We start from the raw sequence: 15,844 nt of genomic DNA, 5'->3' as shown, positions 1-15,844 counted from the left end.
TTGGGTCCGCATGACGCCGCGCGGCGGCTGCACGGAGAATAAGGGCACGAAGCGAAGGCGCGCAGCGACTTCGCCGGTTAAAGCGTCGCCCCCTGGGCCTTCCAGAAGGCCTCGGCCGCGGGGTGCCAGGGCACGCCGGCGGCGGCGCTCTTCTGCTTGTCCAGGGCGAAATTCCGCCCTTCGGCATGCACCTGCGCCAGCTCCTGCCGGCCGTTCCAGGTGACCTCCAGGATCTTCGTCACCAGCTCATTCGGCATGGTGTCCAGCACCGCCAGGATATTCGCGACGGACATCTGGTGGTTGTCCGCATTCTGCCCGGGATAGGTGCCGGCCGGAATCACCTCCGGAAAATAGACCGGGCCGTATTTCGCGGTGATCTTCGGCACGTACTCCGCATGGTCGACCATCTTCAGGGTGATGCCGGGGGAGGCGCCGAGATCGGTGATGGCGCTGGTCGGCACGCCGGAGACGAAGAAATACGCGTCCAGCTTGCCGTCCTTGATGGCGTTGGTGCTCTCCGCCGGGGAAAGCCGCTCCCGCGCCCGGAAATCCTTGTCGCGGTCGAGCCCCGCCGCCTCGATCAGGCGGAAGGCCATCACCTCCGTCGCCGAGCCCGGCGCGCCGGTGGAAACCCGCTTGCCCTTGAGGTCGGCCATGCTGTTGATGCCGGCGGCGGCCGTCGTCACCACCTGCATGCGGTTGGTGTAGAGCACGGCGATGGCGCGCACCTTCACCGGCCGGCCGCGGAAGCGGTCCTGGCCGTTCACCGCATCCACGCTGGCATCCACCTGGCTGAAGATCAGCCCCACCCGCCCGGCGCCGAGGAGCTGGTTGTTGGCGACGGAGCCGCCCGTCACCTCCACCGTCGCGCTCATGCCCGGGATGTTGCGGGAGAGCAGGTTCGCGAGGCCGCCGCCCAGCGGGTAGTAGACGCCACCCGTGGTGCCGGTGGCGATGGCAAGCTGCGTCCCCTGCGCCCGCGCCGCCCGGGGCGTGGCCAAGGGGGCGGCCAGGGGCGCGACAATGCCGGCGGCGAGCCCGAAGGTGGTGCGGCGCGTGAGGCGCGTCATGCTGGAACATCCTCCCGGTGGAATAATGCCGAGAGATAGGCGCCGGGCGCGTCCGGGGGAAGCCCCCGGCAGCTTGCGGTGGGTCAAGGCGGCGCCGAGATGGGGCGGATAGGCTTTCCCTCGAAGCAGCGGGAGAATTCCTGATGATCCCCCAACTGACCGCCCGGGACCTGATGACGCCGGATGTGGTGAGCGTGCCGCCCGAAACCTCCGTGGTGGCGGTGGCCCGGCTGCTGGCGGAACGCGGCATCTCCGCCGTGCCGGTGCTGGACAAGGCCGGCGGCGTGCTCGGCATCGTGACGGAAGCCGATCTGATCCGCCGCTTGGCGGGGCAGGAGGATGCGAAGCCGGGCTGGCTGCGCAGCCTGTTCCAGGACCCGGTGGCGCAGGCGGACCGCTACGCCCGCACCCATGGCGCGACGGCTGCCGATGTGATGACGCAGGAGGTGGTGACGGTGGACGAGGCGGCGACCGCCGCGCAGATCGCCCATCTGATGGAGGAGAAGGGCATCCGCCGCGTGCTGGTGGTGGAGGAGGGACGGCTGCGCGGCATCGTCTCCCGCGCCGATCTGCTGCGGGCGCTGGTGGCGGCGCCGAAGGAGGAGGCGACGCTGGACGATGACCGCATCCGCCGCGCCGTGCTGGCGGCGATGCGGAAGGAGCCCTGGGCGGACAGCTTCTACACGCTGGTGGAGGTGAAGGAGGGCGTGGTGGAGTTCCACGGCTTCATGCGCAATGAGGCGGCGAAGCGGGCGCTGAAGGTGCTGGCGGAGCAGGTGCCGGGGGTGAAGGGCGTCCGAGACCTGACGGAGCCGCTGCCGGTCTATCTGTATTCGGCTTGATTGGGTCCGCCGGCACGAAAGCCGCCACACCAACCCTTTCGCGCCGGCGGAAAGGGGGCAATCAGCCCCCCTCAGACTCCCCGTCGGAGGACCGCCTTCCCTCCCCCGCTGGCGGGGGAGGGTCAGGGTGGGGGTGGCTGCCACGCGCGGCAGCGGGGCCGGGCGGCAACCTCCAGCTCCCCGCCCCGGCACCACACCCCCCACCGGCATCACACCCCCGCCCCCGGCCCCGGCCCTCCCCCCGCAGGGCGGGGGAGGGAGTCAGCCTCGCTTCACCCGCACCGTCGCCAGGATCGCCGCGCCGAGGCAGAGGAACACCAGCACCGTCGCCATCCCGGCCCGCTGGCTGCCCGTCGCCGCCGTCACCGCTGCCAGCGCGGCGGGGCCGAGGAAGCCGGTGACGCGGCCGGAGAGCGCGAAGAGGCCGAAATGCGCCGTCACCTCCCCGGGCGGGGCCAGCCGCGCCATCAGCGCCCGGCTCGCCGCCTGGGCGGGGCCGAGGAAGCAGCCGAGCGCGAGCGCCAGCGCCCAGAACGCCGCCTTGCCCTCCGCCACCAGCAGCCCGGCGCCCAGCAGGATCATCGCGGTCAGCGCGATCAGCACGGTGCGGCGGGAGCCGATCCGGTCCTCCACCAGGCCGAAGCCAGCCGCCCCCAGCCCCGCCGTCACGTTCAGCGCGATGCCGAAGAGCAGGATCTCCTCGAACCCCATGCCGAAGACGCCCGCGGCATAGATGGCGCCGAAGGCGAAGAGCGTGTTCAGCCCGTCCGTGTAGAACAGCCGGGCGATCAGGAAGCGCAGCATGGTGGGGTTGGCAGGCAGCCGGCGCAGCACCGCCCAGATCTCGGCCAGCCCGGCCCGCGCCGCCACGCCCCAGGCCAGGCGCACCCCCTTCGGGTCCGGCAGGGCCAGCAGCACCGGCCAGGCGAAGAGCACGATCCAGGCCGCGACCAGCAGCGCCGTCGCCCGCACATGCTCCGCCGCGGCGCGATCGAGGCCCAGCGGCGAAGGGTTGGGCTGCACCAGCAGCACCAGCGCCACGGCGAGGCAGCACAGCCCGCCGGCATAGCCGAGGCCCCAGGCGAGGCCGGAGACCCGCCCCAGCCGCTCCGGCGGCGCCACCTGGGGCAGCATGGCGTTGTAGAACACCGTCCCCAGCTCGAAGGCCACCGTCGCCACGCCGACGCAGGCGAGCGCCCAGAGCGCATCCTCGGGCACCGGCCGGGCGAACCAGATGCCGGCCGTCGCCACCACCATCACCGCGGTGGTCAGCGCCAGCATCAGCCGGCGCCGCCCACCGGCATCAGCGACGGCTCCCAGCACAGGCGAAAGCAGCGCGATGGCCAGCCCCGCCACCGTCTGCATCCAGCCCCACCAGGCCTGGCCGGTGGCCTCGTCCGGGGCGATGCCCTTGGCGAAATAGGCGGCGATGACGAAGGTGGAGACCACGGTCGGGAAGGCGCTGTTCGCCCAGTCATACAGGGCCCAGGCCCAGGCGGGACGGCTCATGCGGCCCGGCTCATGCCGCGCGCAGCCGGGCGGCCAGGGCATGCCAGGGCGCGGGGTCCCACCAGCGCCGCGCGGCGCCGGAGGTGGAGGGCAGCGCCACCATGGTGCAGCCCGCATGGCCGGAGGCCATGACGAAGCCCCTGCCCGCCTCGGACTCCATGAAGTGCCGCCAGGGCGCGCGGCCGTTGAAGGCGACGACAAGCGGCGCCGCCGCGCGCAGCCGGGCCGCCAGCCCTGCCGCGTCATAGGCGGTGCGGGAGAGGGCCGAATCCGCCCCGCTTTCGTACTTCGCCAGGTCGGTCAGGCCGATGCCCCAGCGCGGCAGCTCCGCGAATTCGCCGGGCGCCAGCAGGCGAGGGGTCAGGCCGGTCTCCCACAACATCGGCCAGAAGCGGTTGCCCGGCCCGGCGTAATAGGCGCCGCGCGCGGCGGAGACCGCCCCCGCCGCGCTGCCCACGAAGACCACCCGCAGCCCGGGCGCCAGCACATCCGGCAGGACCGGGCGCGGCGCCGGCGGCAGCGAATCCAGGGCACCGGCGACAGCGCCCGCGCCATGGCCCGGCCTGCCTGCCGCGCGTTCCGCCTGGTTGCCCGCCTGGCTGCCCACCGGGCTTCCCGCTGACTTTCCCACTTGGCTCGCCGCTGGGCTTCCCAGTTGGCTCCCCGCTGGGCTTCCCGCCGCGGCGGCCGCAGCGCCGCCGGGCCAGGGGCCGGCGGCCGGGGCGTGTCCTGGCGGCATCACCGAAGGCGCCGCGTGCCCCGCCCCTCTCCGGCCGGGGCGCGATAAGCTATGCTGGCCTGCCATGACCCTCTCGCTGGACGATCTGCTGGCGCCGATGACGCCGGCCCGGTTCTTCGCCGAATACCACGACCGCCAGCCTTTGCACGTGCGGGGCGGCGCGGCGAAATTCGCCAGCGCGCTGTCCTGGCGGCAGATCAACCGGCTGCTGGACATGACGCATATCTGGTCCGGCCACTCGCTGCAGCTCGTCCTGGACGGCAACAAGGTTCCGCCGGAACAGTATTGCGGCCGTGCCACCAGCCGGGACAACGACCAGGTCTGGCAGCCCGAGCCGGCGAAGGTGAAGGAGTGGGTCGCCCGCGGCGCCAGCCTGGTGCTGAACGATGTGGACAGCCTGACCCCCGGCCTCGCCGCCATCTCCGCCGCGCTGGAAGGGGCGGGGCTCGGGAAGGCGCAGGCCAATGTCTACATCTCCTGGCAGAGCCACAAGGCCTTCCCGGCGCATTTCGACACGCATGACGTCTGGGCGGTGCAGGTGGAGGGCGAGAAGACCTGGAACATCTGGGAGGGCCGGGCCGATTGGCCGATCCCCCACCCCGCCTTCCGCGCCATGGGCCAGGCGCAGCATGAGCAGGCCAAGGGCAGGCTGCGGGAGAAGGTGCTGCTCAAGGCCGGCGACCTGCTCTATTTGCCGCGCGGCTGGTACCATGACGCGCTGGCGGAGGCGCCGGCCTCGGTCCACGTCGCCTATGGCGTGCATGCGGTGCATGGGGTGGACCTGATGAACATCCTGCTGGACCGCGCGGTACGCGATCTGGAGTTCAGGAAGCCGCTGCCGCGGCAGGACGGCTCGGCGGCGGCGCGCTTCGCGCTGACGGCGCGGGCCGGGCAGTTGGGCCAGCGCCTGGCGGAATTCTGCCGGGAGCCGCAGGTGATGGCGGTGCTGGAGCAATTCGTCGCCGGCTACCGCTACCAGCGCGGCGGCAACGACCTGCTGGCGGCGCGCGGGCTGGCGGCGCCGGCCGCGGCGGGCGCGGAGGAGGGCGAGGCGGCGGTGTTCCGCGTGCTGGCCGGCGGCGCGAAGCCGGTGCGGCGCGGCGCCGATTGGGTGCTGAAGACCGCCGCCGGCGCGGTGCCGCTGAGCCCGCCCGAGGCGGAGGCGGCCGGCTGGATCCTCGGCCGGCCGGATGTGGCGGAGGGTGAGCTGCGGGCGGCGCACCCGGCGGTGGATGCCGCCGCGCTGCTCGGCCGGCTGCGCGAGGCCGGCCTGCTGGTGGCGGCGTGATCCCGGCCCTGCTGCTCGCCCTGCTGCTGCCCGGCCTGGCCGGGGCGCAACCCCGGCAATTCTCCTGCGTCGGCGCGGAGCGGCTGGAGGAGGATGTCTTCGCCATCCCCTTTCCGCGCGGCGCGGCGGCGCCGGAGGATGCCGCGCGGGCCGGCCTGACCGCCGCGGCGGAGCGGGCGAAGCAGGTGCCGGAGCGGAATATCTGCGTGCTGGGCCATGCCGGCGGGCAGGAGGGCGGGGCGCAGACCGGGCTGCAACTGGCCGCGCGCCGGGCCGGCGCGGTGGCGGAGGCGCTGGCGAAGCTGGGCGTGGAGCGCGACCGGGTGCGAGCGGAAGCGCGCCGTGCCGCCTTCGCCCGCGGCGCGGTGCCGGAGGAGCGGAGCGTGACGGTGGTGGTGCTGCCCTGAGCGAGGGCTAGAGCGTGATCGGTTGAGGTCGAATCGACCGAAACCGTGAATCACGCGACCGAACAAGGAGCTAGAGCGGTTTCACGCTGACTGTGCAGCGCGAAACCGCTCTAGCTTATGGATGGTAGAGCAGCTTCACGCCTCCGGGCGATGCCGCCCTCCGGCGATCTGCTCTAATGTCCTGCCCGCGAAGCTCGCTGGATTTCCGGCGAACGCAGCGGACAAGCCGGCCACTGAAAACACAAGCTGGTGTCCTGCCCGGCTCCGGCTGATTCGACTCAGCCGATCACGCTCCGGGCGCCTGGCGCCTTCCCGCCGGCGTGGGCCGTGGGCGCTGCGCCAGCAGCGTCAGGAGGGATCAGGCGCCCGGCACCGCCGGCAGATACCGCTCCACCGTCTGGCACAGCACCCAGTCCGGCCGCACCCGCTCCACCTCGGCCCAATCCAGCGCGGGGGACCAGAGGAAGTGGACCTCCTCCACATACTGCGCCAGCCACCAGCACAGCCCCTCCTGCCCATCCGGCGCGGCGAAGGAATTGCCGCAGACCAGCAGCCGTCCCCCTCCCTTGGCCGCCGCGTTCCGCCAGGCCCGCCGCGTGCCGAGATGCGCCCCCTGCGGCGCCGGGGCGTCCAGCACCAGCTCCGGCCGCGCCAGCGCCGCCGCCTCGGCCTCCGCCACCGGCTCGGCCATCGGCACGCCGAAGAAGCGCAGGGTCAGGTCGCCGCCCCCAAGGCGCCCGCGCGGCAGGAATTCCGGCGCCGGGTCCAGCGGCGGCAGGCCGAGGCTCGCCGCCACCGAAGCCGCCAGCCGCCAGGCCCCCTCCGGGGAGAGGTGGCTGTCCAGCCGGCGGTACATCGCCTCCCGCCGCCCCTCCTTCCCCCCCTCTCGCAGCAGGTCCAGCCCGGAGAGATAGGCGCCGCCCAGCCCGGCCAATTCCGCCTCCAGCCCCGCCAGCAGGCAGGAGGGGGTCTCGACCGCCAGCGGCAGGTAGTCCGGCAGCAGGGAAAGCTTCTCCGGAATGATGAGCTGGCGGAAGCCGATCCGCCGCTGCGCGCACACCTCCTGCCGGGCGCGGCAGAGCGTGGCCCAGGCGGCGACATTCGCCGCCTCGGAGGCCGGGCTGGCCACCGGCGGGAAGAGATCCAGCACCCGGTTCGGCCCGCCGGTCAGGAACAGCCAGCCGCCTTTTCCCAGCATCGCCGCCCCGTCGCCGGAGACGAGGCCGACCGGCAGGGGCAGCCAGGCGATGCGCTCCTCCTCCGGCCGGCTTTCATCCAGCAGGCCACGCTGCGCCCAGGCGGAGGCGAAGGCGGTGGTCATCACCTGCAGCATGTGTTCCGCCATGCCGCCATGCGGCGCGGCCAGGCGCCATTCCGCCAGGGCGTGGGCGTCCATCGCTTCCAGCGCCGCCACCACGGCGGCGGCGGCCGGGCGGCTGGCCTCCGGCGGGCGGAGGGAGGGGCTGAGGGGCAGCACCACCGGGGCCAGGCCCGGGGCCTCCGCGCTGACCGTCACCTGGCCGGAGGCCAATTCCGCCGCCGTCAGGGGCTCGGGCAGGTCGAGGCGGAAGGCGCAATCCCCGAGCTGGTGCTGGGCCAGGTCCGGGCGCGGCAGCTCGGCCGGGGTGCGGCCAAGCTCCGCCCCGCCGCGGCGGAGGATGACGGTGACCACCGCCTCCCCGCCCTGCAGCCGGGCCCAGCCATGCACGGTGCCGGGCGGGGTCAGCACATCCACCATGCCGATCAGGCCGGGGGTGGGGGAAGGGTCGATGGGCATGAGGCTCGGATGCTAGAGTATTTCAAGCTGGGCGGGATCGCCGAGGCGACTGGGAAAATACGAGAGGACACCGGCTTCTATTTTCAGTGGCCTGCTTGTCCGCTGCGTTCGCCGGTAATCCAACGACCTTCGCGGAGCAGGACACTGGCCGGCGATCAGCCTGAGCATGCCCAGTTCCGATGGGCATGCTCAGGCCGCGTATCGCCGGCGCAAGAATCCCTGGACCCGTATCCGCCCGATATGGTCGGGCCGATATGGGTCCAAGGCGGCTTCACGCTGGCATGAGTCAGCGCCAAGCCGCTCTAGCCCCTTGTTTGATCGCATTTTCCGAGTCGTCCGGCGATTCCGCCGGATTTGAAAAATGCTCTAGCGCAAGCGGTATCGGGGGTGAAGTGGGACCGGCCGGGCCAGCGGCTTCGTCGTCGTCGGCGCGGTGCCGCCAGTAACGGGCGCCTGACCCCAGTCCCAGTGGTTCGGATCCGTGGGTTGCACCGGCCAACTCGCGCCGGGCGCCGGCGCTGCCGCCTCTCAGAGCGCTGGCCAGCGCCCAGCCCAGGGCTGCGCCGCCTCCCACTGCCCCGCCATGGCGCAGAGCAGCCCATCCGCCCCGGCCGGGCCGACAAGCTGCACCCCGATGGGCAGGCCAGAGGACGATGGGGCGATGGGCAGCGCGATCCCCGGCAGCCCGGCGATATTGGCGAAATTGGTGAAGATGGCATGGCCCCGCGGCCCCACCGCCTGCCCGGCGATGGTGGACGGGGCGATCTGCGCCGCCGGCCAGGACAGCGCCGCGGCGGCCGGGGTGAGGATCAGATCCCAGGCGCCGAACAGCGCGGCGAAGCGGCGGCGGAAGCCGGCGATGGCATCCACCGCGCCGAACAGCGCCGTCGCCGGCAGGGCGCGGCCGGCCTCTGCCATCTGCTGCAGCATGGGCGCGGCCGGCGCCCCGCCCCGCGCCGCCAGCAGCCAGGCGAGGCCGGCCTGGCTGACCGGGCCGAAGATCGCCAGCGTCTCCTCCACGGTGAAAGGCGCCTCGGCTTCCTCCACCAGATGGCCGAGGGCGCGGAAGCCTGCCGCCGCCGCCGCGGTGGCCGCGGCGATGACCGGCTCCACCGGATGCGCGCCGAGCCGCGGCAGGAAGAGGATGCGCTGCCGCCCCGGCACCGCCGGCACGGCGAAGGGCGGCAAGGCGCGGGAGGCCGGGTCGCGCGGATCGGCCGGGGCCAGCACGCGCAGCAGCGCCACCAGATCGGCAGTGGTGCGGGCGATGGGGCCGATCTGCTCCAGATCCAGCAGGATGGCGGGCAGCCCGTCGCAGCGCGGCACCCGGCCCGGCGTCGGCTTCAGGCCGATGAGCCCGGTATGGGAGGACGGCCGGCGGATGGAGCCACCGCCATCCGTCCCCAGCGCCAGCGGCCCCAGCCCCGCCGCCACCGCCGCCACCGCGCCGCCGGAGGAGCCGCCGGGCGTCAGCGCCAGGTCCCAGGGGTTGCGGGTGGGGCCGAACAGGGTGTTGTCGGTATAGCCCTGCAGGGTGAATTCCGGGACGTTGGTCTTGCCGAGAATGACCATCCCCGCCGCCCGGCAGCGCGCCACCGGCAGTTCGTCGCGGTCCGGGACGAAGTCGCGGAAGACGGGCGAGCCCCAGGCGCAGGGCAGGCCGGCGACGGCGATGTTGTCCTTCACCGTGATCGGTACGCCATCCAGCGGGGAGAGCGGGGTGCCGGCGCGCCAGCGGGCGGCGCTGGCCCGGGCGGCGCCGCGGGCGCCGGCCTCGTCCAGGGAGATGATGGCGTTGAGGCGCGGGTTCAGCCGGGCGGTGCGGGCCAGCACCGCCTCCAGCGCCGCTTCCGGCGAGAGGGCGCCGGTGGCGTAGAGGCCGGCCAGGGTGGTGGCGGGGAGAAGGGCCGGGTCGGCCTCCGCCCCCGCTGGCGCGAGGTTGCCGGCGCTGGCGCCAACGGGGTGGGAGTGGCTGGCGGGGTCCGTCATGCCCCACCCTCTCCCACCCCGGCCCTCCCCCGCAAGCGGGGGAGGGAGAGGGGCGCTGCCGCGTGCACTCCGATGGGTAGCGCCGCCAGTCCCCGCGAGCGGGAGCAGGAGACGAGGCATGGCTTCGCCCGCTCCGGTTGGCGGCAGCGCCATCAGGCCCGGCAAGCGGGAGCAGGAGACGGAGGCATGCCTCGCCCGCCCCGGTTGGCGGTAGCGCCATCAGGCCCGGCAAGCGGGAGCAGGAGGCGGAAGGCATGCCTCGCCCACCCCGGTTGGCGGCAGCGCCATCAGGCCCGGCAGTCGGGAGTAGGAGACGAGGCATGGCTTCGCCCACCCCGGTTGGCGGCAGCGCCATCAGGCCCGGCAAGCGGGAGCAGGAGATGGAGGCATGGCTTCGCCCGCCCCGGTTGGCGGCAGCGCCGCCGCTCCCCTCGGATCGGTGGCGGCGGGAGGGCGGACTTTCCTTCCGATGGTGGGCGAGAAGGTCAGAACATCGCCCGCAGCCGCGCCAGGCCCGCCTCGGCCTCCGCCACCATGCATTCGACGATGGCGCCGGCCGGCTCTACCCGGTCGATCAACCCGACGCATTGCCCGGCCCAGACATAGCTGCCGGCGAGGTCGCCCTCATCGGTGCCGCGGGCATTGGCGGTGCCGGCGATCATCGCCACGATCTCCTCCTTCGGCGCGCCGGCCGCCTCGGCCGCGACGATGCGCTCGGCATAGGGGCTGATGAGCACGCGGCCGGGCATGCCGAGGGTCTTCTTGATGATCATGGTCTCGCCCGGCTGCGCCGCGGCGAGGGCCTGCTTGTAGGCGGGGTGGGCCTTCGCCTCGGCCGCGGCGACGAAGCGGGTGCCCATTTCCACCCCCTCGGCGCCGAGCGCCAGCGCCGCCAGCAGCCCCGCCCCGGTGGCGATGCCGCCCGAGGCCAGCACCGGAATCCTCACCGCCGCCACGGTGCGGGGGACCATGACCATGGTCGTCTCATCCGAGCGGCCGAGATGCCCGCCACCCTCATAGCCGACGGTCGCCACCATGTCGGCGCCGGCGGCCTCGGCCTTCCGCGCCAGTTCCGGCCCGGCGGTCAGCACCAGGGTCTTCGCCCCCACCTCCTGGCAACGCTTGATGTAGGGCGCAGGGTTGCCGGCGGTCAGCGCGATGATGCGCACGCCTTCCTCCAGCGTCGCTTCCAGCCCGGGCCAGATGTCCTGCCGGCCGATCGGGAAGTTCACCGCGAAGGGCTTCTCCGTCAGCGCCCGGCAGCGGCGGATTTCGGCGCGCAGCGCCTCCGGGCCGGCGAGGCCGGCGCTGGCGATCTGGCCGAGCCCGCCGGCTTCCGAGACCGCGGCGGCGAGTTCGGCGGTGGCTACTCTCGCCAGCCCTCCCTGCACGATGGGGTAGCGGATGCCGAGCAGGCGGGTGACACGGGTTTCGAGCGAGGCGCGCATGCCCCCATGCTGGCCCGGCCCGCCGCCCTGCGCCAGAGCCGCACCCGGTCCAACCGGCAGACTCACGGCAGGGTCCGGGGGGAAGCCTTCCCCCCGGCGGGAGGTTGGCGGCACTGCCGCCAACGGGGGCAGCGCCCCCTGCCGGGGTCCAGAGGCAGAGCCCCGGCGAAGCCCCCTTTGTGACCTGCATCACGCCTCGGTGCGCTCCCGCCTTGTCACCCCCGCAACCAAAAGCCTAGCTTGCCCGCCGCCGGGGAACGGCAGGAGAGCGTCATGCGCAGGCAGCAGGCTGCGAAATGGGTGGGGCTGGCCGCGGCCTTGCTGCTCGGCGCCTGCAACGTGCTCCCCTGGAACCCGCCGCCCCCCGCCCCCAGCCAGGTCCCCTGGTCCCTGCCGGAGGAACAGGCGGAGACCCTGCCGCAGGGCTGGTCGCCGGAGCTAGCCGCCCGCTTCCATTTCTCCGCCCAGGGCTCCCGCCTCATCCCCCGCGCCTGGTTCACCGCGCTGGACCGCACCGATGGCGAAGGCCGCTTCGCCGCGCCGGCGAATCTCGCCCGCTACGGGCTGTTCTTCGCGCCGGATGCCGGCACCGGGCTGAACCCGGACAAGCTGCCCATCGGCTTCGCCATCGACCCCGAGCCGGCGCCGCTCACCGGCCCCTGGCTCGGCCTGACCTGCGCCGCCTGCCATACCGGGGAGGTGAGTTTCGGCCGCACCCGCCTGCGCATCGAGGGCGCGCCGGCCCGCTTCGACTTCGACCGCTTCGTCGCCGATCTGGACGCAGCGGTGCAGGCCACGCAGCGCGACCGCACCCGCTTCGCCGGTTTCGCGCTCCGCCTCGGCACCACCCCGGCGGTGCTCGCCGAGCCCTATGCCGCCTTCGCCGCCGCCAGCGCCCGGCATGCCGCGGTGCAGCGCCCGGCGCATGCCTCGGGCTTCTCCCGCGTCGATGCGCTGGGGCAGATCATCAACAGCATCGCCGTGCTGCACCTCGCCGCCCCGGCGGAGGTGACGGAGGCCAATCGCCGGCCGCCCCGTGCCCCGGTCTCCTACCCCTTCCTCTGGACCGCGCCGCGGCAGGACTGGGTGCAATGGGTGCCGATCGCCAGCTCCCCGGTCGGCCGGAATGCCGGGGAGGTGCTGGGGGTCTTCGGCGAGGCCAGCCTCGCCGCCCCGGGCACGCCAGGGCGCTTCGGCTCCTCCGTCTACTTCCAGGCGCTGGCGGCGCTGGAGGACTGGCTGCGCGACCTGGAGCCGCCCGCCTGGCCGGAAGCGCGCTTCGGCGCCATCGACCGCGCCCGCTGGACGGAAGGGGCGCGGCTGTTCCAGCGAAATTGCCAGGGCTGCCACAACATGCCGCCCTACCGGTTGACCGATCCGCGGCAATCCCTGGACGGCGAGCAATTCATCACCATCAGCGCGGTGCCGCAGCGCGTGGTCGGCACCGACCGCAGCTATCTGGACGCGCTGCAGGGCTGGCGCATCCGCACCGGGCCGCTGGCCGACCTGTTCGACAACCAGGCGGAGGTGCCGGCGGCCAGCTATTTCCTCGGCACGGTGAGGCAGGTGGTGGAGACCGGCACCGCGGCGGCCGGGCTGACGCGCCGGCAATTGCTGGATACCGGCGAGGCCCGCGCCTGCCCCGGCGGCGTGACCCGCCGCATGGCCGCGCAGATCCCCCGCCCTGCCGGCGCCTTCGAGGTGCGCAACGCCTGCGCCATCACCGATGGCCGGCTGGCCCGGCTGGGGCCGGAAGCCTGGACCCTGCCGGCCACGCAATTGGAAAGCCTGAAGGCCGGGCCGCTGCTCGGCATCTGGGCCACCGGGCCGTTCCTGCACAATGGCTCCGTGCCGACGATCTACGATCTGCTGTCCCCGCCCGCCGAGCGCCCCAAGGTGTTCTGGGTGGGCGGCACGGAGCTGGATGTGGAGAAGCTCGGCTTCGTCTCCACCGAGGCACCCGGCCTGTTCCGCTTCGACACGGCGCAGCCGGCGAATTCCAACCAGGGCCATGCCTTTCCGCGCCGCCCCCTGACGCCGGCGCAGCGCCTGGCGGTGGTGGAGTACCTGAAGAACCCCCTGCGCTGGGAGGCGCCGCGATGAGCTATCTGGACCGCCTGGATGCGACGCCGGAGGCGGAGCGCTTCCCCCTCCTCTGGGGCTGGGTCAACAGCGAGGACCCGCGCCCCTTCTTCGCCGAGCTGCGCGCCCGCCGGCCGGTGCTGGCGACGCCGGTCGGCACGCTGGTGGCGCGCTTCGACGACGTGATCGAGGTGCTGCGGCTGCCCACCGTCTTCACCGTGCAGCCCTATGTGCATGCGCTGAACGTCTACATGCTGGCGCAGGACGAGACGCCGGACCACGCGCTGGACAAGAGCGTGATGACGGCGATGCTCGACCGGCGCGACCTGCCGCGCGTCCGCGCCTTCGTCGCCGCCGAGACGGACAAGGTGCTGGACGGGGCGGGGGAGCGGATCGAGGCCGTCTCCGGCATCACCCGCCACATCCCGGTGCGGCTGGTCCAGGAGTATTTCGGCTTCGCGGGGTCCGACGCCGCCAGGCTGCAGGAATGGTCCTACTGGGCGCAGATGGACGGGTTCCACAATTACCCCTGGGACCTCGGCGCCGACCATGACCGCATCCATGCCGAGGCGCAGCGTAGCCTGACGGAGATGAAGGACTACCTGGCCGGCCTGCTGCGGGAGCGGGCGGCGGCGCTGCGGGCGGGGAAATCCCTGCCCGACGACATCGTGGCGCGGCTGCTGCAATCCCGCATCGCCGGGCCGGTGGGCTTCCCGCCGGAGAAGCTGCTGCTGAATGTCGGCGGGCTGCTGATCGGCGCGGTGGAGACCACCTCCCAGGCCGCGGCGCAGGTGATCGAATGGCTGCTGCGCCGGCCGCCGCGGCTGGCGGCGGCGGTGGCCGCGGCGCAGCTCGCCGACCCGAAGCTGTTCGACGGGCATGTGTGGGAAGCGCTGCGCTTCGCGCCGATGTCCAACTACCTGTTCCGCAAATCCGCCGCCGCGCATGTGTTCGGCCGCGGGCAGGCGTGGGAGACGGAAATCCCGGCCGGGACGCATGTGCTGCCGCTGATCGGCAGCGCCAGCTTCGACGAGGCGCGCTTCGCCAACCCCGACGCCTTCGACCCGATGCGGCCGATCCACAGCGCCTTCCATTTCGGCTGGGGGCATCATGCCTGCCTGGGCGGGCATATCGCGGAAGTGCTGATCCCGGAAATGGTGCGGCGGGTGCTGTTGCGGCCGGGGATCCGGCTGGAAACGCCGATCGACCGGCGGGGCGGGCCGTTTCCGGAAAGCCTGGGGATCGCCTGGGCTTCGGGTGGGGCGGTCTAAGGGGGGCTTCGCCCCCGGCCCCCGGTATGAGTCGGCAAGTTCAACCCACGGGTCTGAAACTCAGACCGGGGTCCGGGGAGGAGTATCCTCCCCGGCGGGAGTGCAGAGGGCGGCGCCCTCTGCCGGGGGTTTGGGGGCAGCGCCCCCAATCAGCACCGCACATCCTCGTCCAGCAGCGTGACGACCAGGCTCTGATTGTGCAGCGCCGCCCCGCCCGCCGCCGGATGGGGCGCGAATTGGCCATAGGCGTAGAAGCCGATCCGCCGCTGCAGCGGGCCCAGGGCGGCGCCGATGGCGGCGAACTCCGCCGAGGCCTGGGCGCCGGGCGCCAGCTTGCGGCCGATGCAGCTCGTCAGCAGGGCCAGGCTGCCCTGGCCGCCCCGCCCGGCGGCCCGGGCCGCGGTGGCGGCGGCGGCTTCCAGCCGGCTCTGCCGGAAGCGCAGCAATTGCGCCCGCCAGCCTTCCGGCACCGTCCCGGCAAAGCGCAAGCTGCCGCGGGTGCGATCCACCCCCAGCACGCTGCGCACCACCGCCTCTCCCGGCGCCGCCGGGTCCCACACCAGCAGCGGGAAGCGCAGCCCGGCCCCGGGCAGGGCGGCCGCGTCCGGCCCCAGGCTGCCGGCATAAACCGGCAGCGCCGCCTCCCCGTCCAGCTCCATCACTTCGTCGTGCTCGGCCCGGGTGATGCGGTGGAGCGGGCCGAACCCGTCCCAGCCCCCGGCCAGGGCGTGGCCGAAGCGGCAGCGCGGGCCGTAGAAGCCGAGCGCGGCGACGAGGCCCGGCCGCGCCGGGGCGTCGGCGGCGACCAGGGTGCGGCTGAAGGCCTCCCCATCCGCCGCGAGCCCGCCGGTGACCGGCACGCCCGGCCCCACCGCCCGGCTCAGCCCGGCGGCCAGCGCCGCCCCGGCCACCGCCAGCCCGTCGGCAAGAAGCAGGATGCCGGCGAGGTCCGGCGCCGCCAGCGCCTCGCCCAGCGCCGCGCCGGCCGCCACGGAGTCCGCCGGGCCGGAGACCGGCCGGCTGGCCAGGCGCAGCCCGGTGCCCTCGAAGCGCAGCGCGGCGGCGACGGCGCCGGTTTCCGCCGGCCCGCCCGGCCCCAGATGCCCGGCAGCGGAACAGCCGAGCAGCAGGGCGCCCGGGGCGGCCGCCCGCAGCGCGGCATGGCAGGCGCCATCGGCCAGGGTGGTGCGGTCGCCGAAATACAGCACCAGATCGGCATCGGCCGCGGCATCCGGCGCGTCCCAGCCATAGGGTGCCGTCCAGGCGAGGGTGGCCGTCCGCATCGGGCGCTCCGGCAGTGTTGCGGGGCGGAACGCGGCAGAGGGTGCGGGGACGCGGTAAATCCCCGGTTAGGCTGTGCCGGAATTTCTGGCGGGCGACGCCATGAGGCCGGCCACCGGGCATTGCCTGGCCCAGGCTGGG

12 protein-coding genes are annotated in these 15,844 nt (G+C 73.7%); 5 read left to right on the top strand and 7 right to left on the bottom strand.

The window, feature by feature from the left end; translation table 11 throughout:
• Nucleotides 1-77: 77 nt before the first annotated feature.
• On the bottom strand, nucleotides 78-1,070 hold the full coding sequence (locus E5N76_RS16225; protein ID WP_149538363.1) for a TAXI family TRAP transporter solute-binding subunit: 993 nt from the start codon (nucleotides 1,068-1,070) through the stop codon (nucleotides 78-80).
• A 143-nt stretch (nucleotides 1,071-1,213) separates the two neighbouring features.
• Between E5N76_RS16225 and E5N76_RS16220 the strand changes: the two genes are divergently transcribed.
• Nucleotides 1,214-1,912, top strand: coding sequence for a CBS domain-containing protein (locus tag E5N76_RS16220; RefSeq protein ID WP_235907731.1), 699 nt, complete (start codon nucleotides 1,214-1,216; stop codon nucleotides 1,910-1,912).
• A gap of 261 nt (nucleotides 1,913-2,173) precedes the next feature.
• Here the strand turns inward: E5N76_RS16220 and E5N76_RS16215 are convergent, their stop codons facing one another.
• On the bottom strand, nucleotides 2,174-3,421 hold the full coding sequence (locus tag E5N76_RS16215) for an MFS transporter (RefSeq protein ID WP_149538362.1): 1,248 nt from the start codon (nucleotides 3,419-3,421) through the stop codon (nucleotides 2,174-2,176).
• Nucleotides 3,422-3,431: 10 nt separating this feature from the next.
• Nucleotides 3,432-4,028: a mismatch-specific DNA-glycosylase gene (locus E5N76_RS16210; protein ID WP_235907730.1), complete on the bottom strand. Its 597-nt coding sequence runs from the start codon at nucleotides 4,026-4,028 to the stop codon at nucleotides 3,432-3,434.
• Nucleotides 4,029-4,224: 196 nt separating this feature from the next.
• Between E5N76_RS16210 and E5N76_RS16205 the strand changes: the two genes are divergently transcribed.
• Both E5N76_RS16205 and E5N76_RS16200 read left to right on the top strand, forming a co-directional pair.
• On the top strand, nucleotides 4,225-5,448 hold the full coding sequence (locus E5N76_RS16205; protein ID WP_149538361.1) for a cupin domain-containing protein: 1,224 nt from the start codon (nucleotides 4,225-4,227) through the stop codon (nucleotides 5,446-5,448).
• The gene (locus E5N76_RS16200) at nucleotides 5,445-5,855 is read left to right on the top strand and encodes an OmpA family protein (protein ID WP_149538360.1); all 411 of its coding nucleotides are present in this window, start codon (nucleotides 5,445-5,447) and stop codon (nucleotides 5,853-5,855) included. The genes E5N76_RS16205 and E5N76_RS16200 overlap by 4 nt, the downstream gene beginning before the upstream one ends.
• 358 nt (nucleotides 5,856-6,213) lie before the next feature.
• Here E5N76_RS16200 and E5N76_RS16195 read toward each other — a convergent pair whose 3' ends face one another.
• The 3 genes from E5N76_RS16195 to E5N76_RS16185 all read right to left on the bottom strand — a co-directional run bounded on the left by E5N76_RS16195 (nucleotide 6,214) and on the right by E5N76_RS16185 (nucleotide 11,069).
• Nucleotides 6,214-7,632, bottom strand: coding sequence for an alginate O-acetyltransferase AlgX-related protein (locus E5N76_RS16195; protein ID WP_149538359.1), 1,419 nt, complete (start codon nucleotides 7,630-7,632; stop codon nucleotides 6,214-6,216).
• A 528-nt stretch (nucleotides 7,633-8,160) separates the two neighbouring features.
• A complete protein-coding gene (locus E5N76_RS16190; protein WP_149538358.1) occupies nucleotides 8,161-9,621 on the bottom strand; it encodes an amidase in 1,461 nt (486 codons plus the stop codon).
• Between the two features lie 485 nt (nucleotides 9,622-10,106).
• Nucleotides 10,107-11,069 (bottom strand): NAD(P)H-dependent flavin oxidoreductase, encoded by a 963-nt coding sequence (locus E5N76_RS16185; RefSeq protein ID WP_149538357.1) that lies wholly within the window; start codon nucleotides 11,067-11,069, stop codon nucleotides 10,107-10,109.
• A gap of 273 nt (nucleotides 11,070-11,342) precedes the next feature.
• Between E5N76_RS16185 and E5N76_RS16180 the strand changes: the two genes are divergently transcribed.
• Both E5N76_RS16180 and E5N76_RS16175 read left to right on the top strand, forming a co-directional pair.
• Nucleotides 11,343-13,172, top strand: a complete 1,830-nt coding sequence (locus tag E5N76_RS16180) for a di-heme-cytochrome C peroxidase (protein WP_149538356.1) — start codon at nucleotides 11,343-11,345, stop codon at nucleotides 13,170-13,172.
• Nucleotides 13,169-14,422 (top strand): cytochrome P450, encoded by a 1,254-nt coding sequence (locus tag E5N76_RS16175; RefSeq protein ID WP_149538355.1) that lies wholly within the window; start codon nucleotides 13,169-13,171, stop codon nucleotides 14,420-14,422. The genes E5N76_RS16180 and E5N76_RS16175 overlap by 4 nt, the downstream gene beginning before the upstream one ends.
• Before the next feature lie 149 nt (nucleotides 14,423-14,571).
• Here E5N76_RS16175 and E5N76_RS16170 read toward each other — a convergent pair whose 3' ends face one another.
• A complete protein-coding gene (locus E5N76_RS16170; protein WP_149538354.1) occupies nucleotides 14,572-15,705 on the bottom strand; it encodes an FIST signal transduction protein in 1,134 nt (377 codons plus the stop codon).
• Nucleotides 15,706-15,844: the final 139 nt, after the last annotated feature.

The organism is Siccirubricoccus phaeus (assembly GCF_008360935.1).
Taxonomy (GTDB): Bacteria; Pseudomonadota; Alphaproteobacteria; order Acetobacterales; family Acetobacteraceae; genus Siccirubricoccus; species Siccirubricoccus phaeus.
This window is presented reverse-complemented; position numbering and strand designations above follow the sequence as displayed.

Excerpts from the sequence above, each read along its gene's own strand:
- E5N76_RS16225 (WP_149538363.1), bottom strand. The coding sequence starts at position 1,070 with ATGACGCGCCTCACGCGCCGCACCACCTTCGGGCTCGCCGCCGGCATT.
- E5N76_RS16220 (WP_235907731.1), top strand. The coding sequence starts at position 1,214 with ATGATCCCCCAACTGACCGCCCGGGACCTGATGACGCCGGATGTGGTG.
- E5N76_RS16215 (WP_149538362.1), bottom strand. The coding sequence starts at position 3,421 with ATGAGCCGTCCCGCCTGGGCCTGGGCCCTGTATGACTGGGCGAACAGC.
- E5N76_RS16205 (WP_149538361.1), top strand. The coding sequence starts at position 4,225 with ATGACCCTCTCGCTGGACGATCTGCTGGCGCCGATGACGCCGGCCCGG.
- E5N76_RS16195 (WP_149538359.1), bottom strand. The coding sequence starts at position 7,632 with ATGCCCATCGACCCTTCCCCCACCCCCGGCCTGATCGGCATGGTGGAT.
- E5N76_RS16190 (WP_149538358.1), bottom strand. The coding sequence starts at position 9,621 with ATGACGGACCCCGCCAGCCACTCCCACCCCGTTGGCGCCAGCGCCGGC.
- E5N76_RS16185 (WP_149538357.1), bottom strand. The coding sequence starts at position 11,069 with ATGCGCGCCTCGCTCGAAACCCGTGTCACCCGCCTGCTCGGCATCCGC.
- E5N76_RS16180 (WP_149538356.1), top strand. The coding sequence starts at position 11,343 with ATGCGCAGGCAGCAGGCTGCGAAATGGGTGGGGCTGGCCGCGGCCTTG.
- E5N76_RS16175 (WP_149538355.1), top strand. The coding sequence starts at position 13,169 with ATGAGCTATCTGGACCGCCTGGATGCGACGCCGGAGGCGGAGCGCTTC.
- E5N76_RS16170 (WP_149538354.1), bottom strand. The coding sequence starts at position 15,705 with ATGCGGACGGCCACCCTCGCCTGGACGGCACCCTATGGCTGGGACGCG.